This is a genomic window from Zarconia sp., assembly GCF_057467645.1.
The window spans coordinates 14,418-26,697 of sequence record NZ_JBRJXU010000077.1 but is presented as its reverse complement, the minus strand read 5'-3'; the positions used below and the strand labels follow the sequence as shown (position 1 = coordinate 26,697).

The window sequence follows — 12,280 nt, the reverse complement described above, 5'->3', positions numbered from 1 at the left end:
TTAACCCTGTCATTTGAGACGTGTGACTTTTTTCTCGGAAGATTTTGGAAATGTTTCATTGCATTCGATCTAAGACATTCACCAAAGAAACAAGACGAAAATATAAAAGAATAGGAAAACGATGACGACCAGTGTCCAGAATGTTGAATCGATATTTTGAGGAGCGATAGAGAAATTTAGATTGAATGAATTTTGTTTTCGATATAGGGCATGTCATCAGTTACATCTAGGAGTCTTTTAGGACAAGGATTTGATAACGTTAGCTTGAAAATACCTTAAAAAGCTAAAACTAATACCCAGTCAAGAGTGTAGGGATAACTGACGATCGACCTTAGATTGTGCGCGATGGAGCGGTTTTTAATTCTCCTTAAAGCTCGAACGCGGAAGATCTGGAAGATTGAGTTGAATTCGAGCGGATTAAACCCTAGATTTTTATGTCTTCTTTTAATTAATCTGGGTCGAGTGGGCGGTCGAAGAAATCAAAAATCTTCCCGTTATGCCACTTGTAAGTCTTCGAGCAGCTTATTCCGCGCTTCCACAGAGCGAGCCACAATTTCTTCTAAATCGGGCATTTCTTGCCAACAGGAGGGACAGAACCAATAAATTTGATTTTGTCGAACGTGGCGAATGAGTTGGTCGGAACAGCAAGGACAAGTATTCATGACTTTGACACTCTAAATAACATCTGTGGAGGCTGTATTTCTCACACTACGATCTTATGTATCACTTCATTTACCGCTAAGAGTGTATCGTTAATTACAAGAGTCGATAGACAATCTACGGCATCTCTTGAAGTTATGTCTGAACTCTATCAAAGTAACGTGAAGAAATCGAGAAGGTAATTAAAAGTTGAAAAAGCCTAATATTGATGATAAAATACTAATAAATATTTTAAAATCACAGGCATGCAAAACCTAGATTTTCATCAAAAAATAATTGCAAAAAAATTGCAAAACTTAGCCATCGCAGTTTATTTCAAATCAACTTATTTTAGGTGATAGCCGACACCGCGAATGGTTTCAATGAAGTCCGTTTTTGCCCCGGAAGCCTTGAGCTTATGACGCAATCCTTTAACGTGAGCTTTGACCGTTTCTTCTTCTGGGGGATCTTCAAGAGACCACAGTTTTTCAATAATTTCGCTGCGAGTGAGTACCCGTCTTCCGTTACGTAGAAAAAGTTCGAGGAGCGCGTACTCTTTGGGCGTTAAATGTAAGACCCTCTTACCATAGGTCACGTTGTAGCTCACTGGGTCGAGCCGCAGCTCTCCCCATTCTAAAATCGGGGAGGAGGAAACCTGTCCCCGGCGCAATAAAGCACGAACCCGAGCCAAAAACTCGGGAAAATCAAAGGGTTTCACCAGATAATCATCGGCACCTGCATCCAATCCTTCCACTTTATCCATGCTCGTATCCCGAGCGGTCACCATGAGGATTGGCGTTTTGCAGCCATTGTAGCGAAGCCGATGACACAGTTCGATGCCGTTCATTTTCGGGAGCATCACATCGAGCAAAATGAGATCGTATTCGAGAATTTGCGTTTGCATCCAACCGGCTTCTCCATCAGCAACGACATCGACAATATAACGTTGCTCGTTAAGGGCTTCGGCTAAAGCTTCAGCTAGCTGCATATCGTCTTCTACTAAGAGAAGCCTCATCGAATTTCTCCTTCAGTGGCAGCAGTTTTCCCAGGGCTCGAACCGGCGTCAAGGGACTTGACCCTTACATTTGGGGTTGAGTTTTTTAATTCTTAAATTATTGTAATTATATTTTCGTATTTTCTCAATTTTTGTCAAATTAAATTAACAAGTATGAGTCTTCACTTCTGTATTAATTTAATAAAAATTAATACAGAAGTTGAGTCCACCTCGATCGGTCTCGTTATTTCAGACGCTGATGAATTGTGATTTCCGCAGATGGCTAGCTGACTTTGCCGGTATCAAATTACCGGGGATGGGTTTCTTTCAACCTCAGAGGGAAAATACACCCAGCCGCGAAGAACTCGAAGCTCAGTTGGTCCGGCAGACCGCAGAGATCGATCGATTGAAGGTCTCCTTGGAGAAGTCGATCGCCGATCGCACTCAACTCAAAACTCAGTTGCAGTTATTCGAGTCGGTGATGCCGAACATCGACGACGCGGTACTCATTGCCCAAGCCGAGCCACTTCACGAACCCGGTCCGCGCATCACCTACATCAACGATGCCTTTACCCGCATTACCGGCTACTCCCGCGACGAAGTTCTCGGTAAAACACCGCGCATCCTCCAAGGGACGAAAACCGATCGCCTCGAACTCGACAAAATCCGTTCGGCACTAACTCGCCAGGAACCAGTGACAGCCCAACTGCTCAACTACCGCAAAGACGGTTCGCAGTTGTGGGTGGAAACGAGCATTTTCCCAATTTTCGACGCTCGCGGGACTTGCTCCCACTTCATGTCGATCCATCGCGATATTAGCGATCGCATTTCTGCTGAAGCGCAACTCCACCAGAAAAATTCCGAGTTGCAAGCCATTTTCCAAGCTCTACCGGACTTGTATTTTCGGATGGACGCTCGGGGAACAATCCTCAACTACTACGCTGGCAGCAAAGAAAATTTGTACGTTCCTCCCGATGAATTTTTGGGCAAATCCATGGCAGAGGTACTGCCTGCCGATATTGGAGAACGATGGCAAGCGTCCCTCGAACGGGTTGGTCAAAGTGGCGAGTTGGGTATTCTCGAATATTGTTTGTCGATGGGGGAATCAGAAGAATGGTACGAAGCTCGCATCTTGCCGTTTCTCGATCGAGAATCCATCGCCATCATCCGTAACATTAGCGATCGCAAACGTGCCGAACGGGAACTGATGCGCATCGGTAAGGCCGTCGAAAGTGTCAGCGATGCGATCGTCATTGCCGATCGATCCGGTCGTTCGATTTATCACAATCCGGCGTTTTTGCACCGATTTAACTACACCCCCGAAACCCTGAATGCCGTTGGTGGTTTATCCCGTTTGTTTGCCGATTCCGACGTCGGTGGCATGGTATTCGCCAAAATCGCCCAGGGTAAGTCTTGGTTGGGCGAGGCGATTCTACACAATTCGGACGATCGCAAAATGCTCGTGTCCCTGCGAGCAGATGCCATTGAAGATCGAGAGGGGCATATCGTCGGCTTGGTGGGGATTTGCACCGATGTCACCGAACGCCGACAAGCGGAGACGGCCCTGTGGGAAACCCAGCATCTCCTCGAACAAATCGCTCGCACCACCCCCACCTCGATTTATATTTTCGATGTCAGCCAGCAGCGCAATGTCTACCTCAATCAAGCTGGCTGCCAATTTTTTGGGGTTTCCCCCGCCCAACTGGTCGATCGGGGGTGGGATTTCTTCGCCGACGCGCTACATCCGGAAGATTTATCGGCATTAGGAGATTTAAAACAGCGTTTCGCGGGGGTAGAAAACGGCGAAGTTCTCGAGACAGAATTTCGGATGAAAAGCGGTCGTGGAGAATGGCGCTGGTTGCACGCCTGGGAGGTGGTGTTTGCTCGAACGCCCTCCGGGGTTCCCGAAAAGATTTTGGGGACGGCCATCGATATCACCGAACGCAAGCGGGCCGAACAGGCATTACTCGAAGAGCGAAACTTCGTGGCAGCCGTATTGGAAACAGCTGGGGCCTTGGTGAGCGTTCTCGATCGCCAGGGCAACATCATCCGCTTTAACCGCGCCTGCGAACAACTGACAGGATATACCTTAGATGAAGTCCGGCATCGATGCATCTGGGATTTGTTCGCGATTCCCGAAGAACTCGCGGCGGTGCGATTGAGATTTGAAACCTTACTCGATCGACAAGCACCCATCGAATGGGAAAATTACTGGCAAGCCAAAGATGGAACCCGCCACCTGATTTCTTGGTCGAATAGCGTTTTGCTCGACGCTCAAGGGGAGGTGAAGTATATTATCGCCACCGGATTGGATATTACCGAGCGAAAACGCGCCGAAGAAGTGCGTTTGGCTTTGGAAAAAGAACGAGAACTCAGCGCCCTGAGACTGCGATTTTTTTCGATGGCTTCTCACGAATTTCGCACCCCCCTGAGTACGATTTTGCTCTCCGCTCAATCCTTGGAAGTTTCGATGGAAAATTGGACTCCTTGCCAACGATTGAGAAACATTCATCGCATTCAATCGGCGACCAAGCACATGACCCAACTGATTGAGGATATTCTGACGATTAATCGCGCGGAAACGGGGAAATTAGACTTCGATCCCCGCCCGATCGATTTGAGGGATTTGGTGGGGAAAATTGTCGCTGAAATGCAACAACATCTCCAGGTTCGACCCGATCGAGAGGGGGGGATTCGATTTGAAAGCGTTGGAGAAGTGCGACCGATTGCGGTGGATGTGAAACTGATGCGATCGATTTTGACCAACTTACTCTCGAATGCGATTAAATATTCGCCGGATGGGGGGGAAGTGGCATGTATCTTAACGATCCAAAAGGACGGGGTAACCCTTGAAATTATCGATCGCGGCATTGGCATTCCCGAAGCCGATCGCGATCGCCTGTTCGAGGCATTTCATCGCGGTGGCAATGTCGATTTCATTCCCGGTTCCGGTCTGGGTTTGACGGTGGTGCAAAAATGCGTCGAATTACATGGGGGGCAAATCCGGATCGCCAGCGAGGAAGGAGTCGGAACGACCATCTGGGTCAGTCTGCCGGGATAGAGCGAGTTCGGCACTCAGGAAATCGATAAACTGACGGGCCGTTCTCCCGGATCTGCCGTTGTGGCGGGTTGCCCATTGCAAAGCTCGACTTTCGAGTTCTTCTGGGGGCAGGGGAATCGCAGCTTGGGATGCCAGATGCCGGATAATATCCAAATAGCGGGTCCGATCGGCTGGCTCGAAGGTGAGGGTTAACCCAAATCGATCGCTAAAGGAGAGTTTTTCGTGCACTGTATCCCAAGCGTGAATTTCATACCCATCTCGCGGACGGGGGCGATCGTCGAAAAATTCCCGAATCAAGTGCCGTCGGTTGGAGGTGGCGTAAACCAGGACGTTACGGGGTCGTTCCGTGAGGCTGCCTTCTAAAATGGCTTTGAGGGCTTTGTAGGTATCGTCGTCTTCTTCAAAGGAGAGATCGTCGATGAAGATGATGAATTTTTGGGGTTGGTGCCGCAGTCGATCGACGATTTCGGGCAAATCGATCGCCATCGATTTCGTGACTTCAATCAGCCGCAACCCCCGCTCGGCATACTCGTTGGCGAGGGCTTTCACCAAAGAAGATTTACCCGATCCCCGACTGCCGTAAAAAAGGACGTGTAGGGCGCGATATCCCGCCAGGAAAAACTCTGTATTGGCGATCGCCCGATCTTTTGGTCCGTCGTAACCGGCCAGTTCGCAAAGTCCGATCGGATCGGGGTGGGCGATCCCCTCTAACTTTCCCCCCAGCCAGCGGAAGGCACGATATTCGGCAAATAAACCGGAACTGAATTTCTGGTAGTAGGTGGCGAAATCTTCGAGGGCATCTCCCCAGTTATCGAGATGTTGAAGTTGCCGGCGCAGTTGCGCTTGATGGGTGCGTTTGATGCGAGTTTCCCGGTTGTCAGCAACGAGGGAATCGCCCGGTTCCCAAGAAATGGGAGAGACGGGAATAGGGGCAGCAGCTTGCACCCACTGGCACAGTTGGGAGCAGGGGAAGCGGTAGAGGGTTTGCAATACCTGCAAATCGTGACGGGCAGCAGATACCAGGGAGGGGGGCAAGTCTTCGAGGGAAGCGCGTTGGATTTGTTGGGTGAAGGGATTGTCTGCCGCGAAAATTTGCCCCACCAGGTGCGCCGGCCAGCTCTGAGTGTCCCCAGCGAGGGCTTGAAACCAACGACCGTAAGCTAAGAGCGGCTCGACGCCATCTTTACGAGACTCCAACAGGGCGTCGAGGAGGTTTAAAAAGCTGCGGCCGATGTCTCCTTCGAGAACGGATTGGTAGAGCAGCAGGGATGCAGCTTGGGATTGCAGGAATCGGATCGAGGCCAGGGTTCGTTCGTCCATACGATCTCAGATCTGAGGCGATTGTACCCATGATGCCGTTCGGCTGTTAATTGCGCAACCGATCGATAATTTGTCGGGCAATTCGGGCATCTTGGGGTCGTCCTTGGGCGCTGAAGAGTTCTGCGGCTTTTTCGAGATCGGCAATCGCTCGCTGAGCATAGCCCAGGGTGATGTTGGCGAGGCCTCGATTGCCGTATGCTTCGGCGTAGTTGGGTTCGACGAGCAGCGCCCGGTTAAAATCGGCGATGGCGTTGCCGGGTTTTTCCAAACGTCCCCAAGCCACTCCGCGATTGAGATAGGCTGGGGCGTAATTGGAATCGAGATCGACAGTTTGGGTGTAGTCTTCGATGGCACCTTCCACATCACCGCTTTCAAATCGATCGATGGCGCGGTTGTAGTAGGCATCGGGTTCGCTGGGGGCGAGATCGATGGCTTCGGTGAAATCTGCGATCGCCCCATCTCGATCCCCCATCATCGAGCGGACGTTCCCGCGGTTGATGTAAGCGGCAACTCGTTGGGGATCGAGTTCGATGGTTTGAGTATAGTCGTCGAGAGCTGCTTGATATTCGCCCAATTCCGTCAGGGCCTTGGCGCGATTGTAGTAGGCCGAGGCCAGACTCGGCTGAGCCACGATGGCTTCGGTAAAGGCGGATACCGCACCTTCGTAATCCCCGTCGCGAATTCGATCGAGTCCTTCCTCGAAGTATTCGGCGCCGCTGCGTTGGATGACGGCACTCAGGGCCTGAGGGGCAATCGAGAGTGACGGCACTCCCGCCAAAACGATCCAGATGCCGACAGTGGTGGTGAAAGAACGAATCCGATCCATAACGCTCCTGAGCTGTGACTTCAGCTTTTCTCAAATATCATTTGGTGAAACACAGATCGACCCATTTCGGGCAATCTTTAACGGTCTCGTTTTCTCATCTCCAATAACCCCCAGCCGATTTCCGAGAAAAACCCCCTAGACGGTTCCGATTGAAGGCTTCCCGCGATCGAGCGTCCGAGAGCGCCAGGCAAAACTTCGAGTGCCCCAGTCGCAGAACGAGTGCTGTTGGGGAACGCTTCGGCGAACGGTCTCGGTTCGGGTGAGATTCTCAACGTTGTCGGCTCTTAGAGGAGATCGGTACGAGCTTCGGATTTTGGACGCTGGATGGATCTGTGACGACTAATTTGCTCGCGAGTCATTCGTTGATGTTGCGCCATTTGCGATTCGGGCTTCCGGCGCAAACTCCATCGTCTCGCGAGCGAAAAACTCATTCGATTTGTAACAAGTCGTACGAGAGCGGGAGATGTTCGATACAGCCAGTGCGCGATCGCTCTCCCGCTCTACGGACCGATCGGCGAACGTTCGCAAGAACTTCTACCTCTATGAGTGGGTAACAAGGAAAAGCTCTTGTGACACCCCAAAGCGAGACTTAAATTATTGATTTCGATCTAAATTTAAAGTAATTATAGCATTGAAATTAATTTTGGAGACCGATCGAAATAAAAGTTTGAAATCTATCTCAAATAGAATCTCTCAAAGGCGAATTAATTAACACTTTTTTAACTTTTAATACAACTTTGTCAATCGAATAACGCTCGAATTCAAATAAGACTCAGTCTGTTGGTGATTATCTCATCTCAAAACGAGTGCGTTTAAATTGCTGTAAAACGACAATTTCTCAGATCTGGAAATCGATTTCGCGGAGTCAGTAATAGGGGAAATCTGACAATGGCTTTCGTGCCGCGATTCGCAAAGCTTTGTAGAGTTAAAAAACCACCATGTAACTCGACAATATGTTTGGAAATCGTCAATCCCAAGCCCGCACCTTGTTGCTCGTAGATTTTGCGATCGAATTGCATATACGCACCCACTCGGGCAATTTGCTCGGGACTCATTCCCCGTCCTCGATCTTCTACCGATAATACTAACGTGCCATTATCGATCGTGCTAGTCACAAATACCGGAGAACCGGATTCGGAAAATTTAAAGGCATTATCGAGTAGCTCTTCCATAAGCTTTTTCAACCAGTATTCGGAAATCGGTAGAGAGACATTATGGATATTGAGCGTTAAGTCACCGCAGCGATCGTGTTGGCGAACCTGTTTGAGCGCTTGATGGGAAATCAGACTTTGAATCGATCGAGACTGACAAGCGCGAAGCTGGGAAATTTGAGCCGGCTGAGTTGCCATCAGCTCTAACTCCGCATAAATCAAAAAGTTTTGCACCAATCGGTACAGACGCTCTCCAGAATGTTTCAGTTGGGCGGCCATCTCGCGAATCTCTGTGGGGTCGAGAGTCTCGGCATCTTCGATCATAAAAGTCGCAAAGGAGAGAATCCCATTTAACGGGGTATTGAGTTCGTGAGGCAGCGCGCGTACGATATTCCCCCGCAGTTCATCGAGTTGGTGTTGGGATTCTCGATCGATTTGCGAGCGTTTTTGCAAGCGCGTCTCGATCGATTTTAATAACTCCTCCGAGGTAAAGGGTTTGGCAATGTAATCATCGGCCCCCAATTCCATCCCCTCTCGCAGGGAAGTCCAATCGACCTTCGAGGTGAGAAAAATAAACGGTACGGTTGCCGTTGCCGGATCTTGGCGCAATTGCCGCAACACGCTACAGCCATCGAGTTCCGGCATCACGATATCGCACAGAATCAGGTCGGGAATGCGATCGCGCACTTTTTCCAACCCCACGAGACCGTTCTGGGCGGTTGAGACTTCAAAGTTTTCCAGTTCGAGAATTTCCTGAATGCTATCGAGAACTTGGGTGTTATCTTCGATGGCTAAAATGCTGGTCATATCCGGGCACCATTTTTGTTTGACCGAGGAATCGGTTGAGGGTGTTTGGGGCACCCTCGAAACCGGAACGGGAGATGCAAGTCGGAAGGGCAATCGCGCTGTTACCGCCTCAAGATCGCCAATTTCATTAATTTCATCCTACGAACCAGTCTGTTTGCGCTCGCGTGTGCGCTCGCGTGTGCGCCCGAGGTCTAATGGACAACACCCATATAGGTCAAACCGCTAAAATCGATTGAGACCTTTGGTTTATTCATCGATAGCAACTGCCAGTCCAATTCGGACAACACCGGACAATTGTGTAATTTTGCCTTCCCCCCAAGGGTCGGCGTTCCCTTGCGTATGCGCGCGCGAACTCGGGGTCCGACCGCTGCCCCCGAAGCTCCCAAAGCCACCGCAGCCCACAGTCAATTGTGACCTAACCGATATGGCGACTGCTATATTTCTTCATCTCGCAAGCACTCGAACCTCCATGTGGTCTATCCTAAAAAATCTTCTTTCACCGGAACAGTATATGCCTCACGGTCACTGCTACCTGTGGCAAACCCCCTTGGTCGGGCTGCATGTGGTCAGTGACCTGCTCATTGCCCTGGCGTATTTTTCCATTCCAGGAATTTTGGTGTACTTCGTCTTCAAACGTCCAGACGTGCCATTTACCAATTTCTTCGTTCTGTTTGGCGCGTTTATCATTCTCTGCGGTGTCGGACACCTCCTCGAAATTTGGACCCTGTGGCATCCCGCCTACTGGCTGTCGGGAGTGGAGCAAGGGGCAACGGCTCTGGTTTCCTGTTATACTGCAGCATCCATGGTGACATTGCTGCCTCAGTTTCTCTCGCTGAAAACTCCTGAAGAACTCGCAGCCATCAATCAAGAGTTACAGCGAGAAATCCAAGAACGCCTCAAAGCCGAAGCCCAGTTGCGCCGCGCCTACGAAGAGCAAGAGTGTCGAGTGGACGAGCGTACGAGCGAGTTAGTCAAAGCCAATCAAACCCTCGAAACCGAAGTTCGAGAGCGCAAGCGCGTTCAGTCGAAATTGCAACAAATCGCCGCGCGGGAGCAGACTATTTCCCGCGTCGTCGGACGGATGCGCCGCACCCTCGACCTGGAAACGATCTTTACCGCCACCACCCAAGAACTGCGGCAAGCACTGGGATGCGATCGGGTTTTGGTGTATCGCTTTCACTCCGACTGGAGTGGAGAAGTGGTCGCCGAATCCATCGCCAAGGGTTGGAAACTGTTAGTGCCCGTCCGTAGTATCGATCCGAGTTTGACGAAAGTGGCCATCGGTACGTCCGATTGTACGATCGCCACCCTCGCCAATACCGAGAACCCGATCCAAGATACCTACTTGCAAGAAAATCACGGACGGTTCTACCAAGACAAAACCAACTATCGCTGCGTTCGGGATATCTATCAAGCGGGTTTCGATTCCTGCTACATCGAACTGCTCGAACAATTTCAAGCGCGCGCCTATACGATCGTTCCGATTTTCTGCGGTCGCCAATTGTGGGGGTTGCTCGCGGCTTACCAAAATTCCCAACCCCGCGATTGGCAAGAAGCGGAAATTGAGATTGCCAGCCAAACCGGAGCGCAATTGGGAGTTGCCGTCCAGCAGGCGCAACTGCTCGCGCGCACCCAACAACAAGCCGCCCAACTGCAAAAAGCCAAAGAAGCGGCTGATTCGGCCAACCGGGCGAAAAGCGAGTTTTTGGCCAATATGAGCCACGAATTGCGTACCCCCCTAAACGCGATATTGGGGTTTACCCAGTTGATGAACCGCAAGCAAGATCTCAATCCCGAATACCAGCAATATTTAGAGACGATCGATCGCAGTGGCGAACACCTGCTGGCCTTGATTAACGACATTCTCGATATGTCTAAAATCGAAGCGGGACGAGTCACCCTCAATGAAGGTAATTTCGATCTCCATAGCTTGCTCGACTCCCTGGAGGATATGCTGCAACTGAAGGTGCAATCGAAAGGTTTACAACTGATGTTCGATCGCGCCGACGACCTTCCCCAATACGTTCGCGCTGACGAGAGCAAGCTGCGCCAAGTTCTGATTAACTTGCTCGGCAATGCCATCAAGTTTACCCGAGAAGGAGGGGTGAGCTTGCGGGTGAAACGCAACGATCGCCCCGCCTCTGATTCCCCGGAGGAGGTCTATCTTCAGTTTGAAGTTGAAGATACCGGCCCCGGCATCGCCATTGAGGAGCGATCGAAACTCTTTGAAGCCTTCGCTCAGACGGAAACGGGTTTGCAAGCATCCCAAGGAACGGGTTTGGGGTTGCCCATCAGTCAAAAGTTCGTGGAACTGATGGGAGGAAACATTAACGTCAAAAGCGAATTGGGTCGAGGTTCGATGTTTTCCTTCTCCGTTCGGGTGCAGTGGGTGCAAAAGACTTCGATGGCGAGGGAGAATTCCCCAGAAGAGATGGGAAAAGTCATCGGTTTGGCACCGGGAGAACCCCACTACCGGATTTTAATCGCGGAAGATCGATGGGAAAACCGTCAAATTTTGGTCAAACTTCTCAGTACCCTGGGCTTTGACATACGAGAAGCTCTCAATGGTCGAGAGGCGGTCGAGATGTGGGAAGACTGGCAGCCGCACCTGATTTGGATGGATATGCGAATGCCCCAAATGGATGGCTACGAAGCCACCGAGCAGATTAAAGCCCTCGACGCGGCGCGATCGCCCGCAGAAAAATCGGGGACGATAATTATCGCCCTGACGGCGAGTGCCTTTAATGAAGACCGACAGACGGTGTTAGCAGCTGGGTGCGATGATTTCCTGCGCAAGCCCTTTCGAGAAGGAGAACTATTGGCAAAAATCCAGCAACATTTAGGCGTGCAGTATCTTTACGAAGCCCAGGAGAGCGATCGTTCGGAAGAGAACCGACGCAACGAACTCTCCCTCGACGAACTCAAAGAGGCGATCGCCGAACTTCCAGAATCCTGGCGGGAAAAGGTTCGTTATGCTGCCGCTCAATGTAGCGATCTGCTGGTCCTAGAGCTGCTAGAAAAACTTGGAGAAGATCGAACTGCGGTGGTTACCAAGGTTTCTGAGTTGGTGGAGAACTTCCAATTCGATATCATTCTCGAACTGACAAAGCCATCGGTGATGCGGTAATGGGGGGGATGCGCAGACGGGGTGACACGCACGGGGGAACAAGGGGGAGTAGAAAGAGATGACCACTGACCCAGTATCAATTACTCAGTGTCCATTCACTTCCCCTCTACTTCCGACGACCTCTCGAGCACTTCCATTCGATCGAATTTTCGCGATTCCAAAACGCTCGTTTTTCTGATTGATAGCGCTTGGTTATCCGTTTATTTACACGAATCGAAGAAATAGGTATTCCCCATTCCCCATGACTGAAAATTTGTAATCATACCGGCGCGAACTGCTATATATATCTTGAGTAGATATCTTGAGTAGAGAAGCTCGATCTTTTTTAACAAAAGTTTTAAGAGAGTGAAGTGAA

7 protein-coding genes are annotated in these 12,280 nt (G+C 50.4%); 2 read left to right on the top strand and 5 right to left on the bottom strand.

All coding sequences use genetic code 11. The features are described from left to right. Window positions 1-494: 494 nt before the first annotated feature. Both AC2215_RS11615 and AC2215_RS11610 read right to left on the bottom strand, forming a co-directional pair. Window positions 495-662 carry a hypothetical protein gene (locus tag AC2215_RS11615; RefSeq protein ID WP_486810159.1) on the bottom strand — a complete coding sequence of 56 codons (168 nt, stop codon included), beginning with the start codon at window positions 660-662 and terminating at the stop codon, window positions 495-497. Window positions 663-985: 323 nt separating this feature from the next. Continuing rightward, window positions 986-1,654, bottom strand: a complete 669-nt coding sequence (locus AC2215_RS11610; protein WP_486810158.1) for a response regulator transcription factor — start codon at window positions 1,652-1,654, stop codon at window positions 986-988. A 238-nt stretch (window positions 1,655-1,892) separates the two neighbouring features. On the opposite strand from AC2215_RS11610, the gene AC2215_RS11605 reads away from it, so the two are divergent. Beyond that, window positions 1,893-4,694 carry a PAS domain S-box protein gene (locus AC2215_RS11605; RefSeq protein WP_486810157.1) on the top strand — a complete coding sequence of 934 codons (2,802 nt, stop codon included), beginning with the start codon at window positions 1,893-1,895 and terminating at the stop codon, window positions 4,692-4,694. Here the strand turns inward: AC2215_RS11605 and AC2215_RS11600 are convergent. From AC2215_RS11600 to AC2215_RS11590, 3 genes are all read right to left on the bottom strand, one after another. Further along, complete coding sequence (locus tag AC2215_RS11600) at window positions 4,620-6,014, bottom strand: ATP-binding protein (protein ID WP_486810156.1); 1,395 nt, start codon at window positions 6,012-6,014, stop codon at window positions 4,620-4,622. The two genes, AC2215_RS11605 and AC2215_RS11600, sit on opposite strands and share 75 nt — an antisense overlap. A 46-nt stretch (window positions 6,015-6,060) precedes the next feature. After that, complete coding sequence (locus tag AC2215_RS11595) at window positions 6,061-6,840, bottom strand: tetratricopeptide repeat protein (RefSeq protein WP_486810155.1); 780 nt, start codon at window positions 6,838-6,840, stop codon at window positions 6,061-6,063. Window positions 6,841-7,652: 812 nt separating this feature from the next. Further along, window positions 7,653-8,798, bottom strand: coding sequence for a hybrid sensor histidine kinase/response regulator (locus AC2215_RS11590; RefSeq protein ID WP_486810154.1), 1,146 nt, complete (start codon window positions 8,796-8,798; stop codon window positions 7,653-7,655). A gap of 469 nt (window positions 8,799-9,267) precedes the next feature. On the opposite strand from AC2215_RS11590, the gene AC2215_RS11585 reads away from it, so the two are divergent. Further along, on the top strand, window positions 9,268-11,925 hold the full coding sequence (locus AC2215_RS11585; RefSeq protein WP_486810153.1) for a hybrid sensor histidine kinase/response regulator: 2,658 nt from the start codon (window positions 9,268-9,270) through the stop codon (window positions 11,923-11,925). Window positions 11,926-12,280 lie beyond the last annotated feature (355 nt).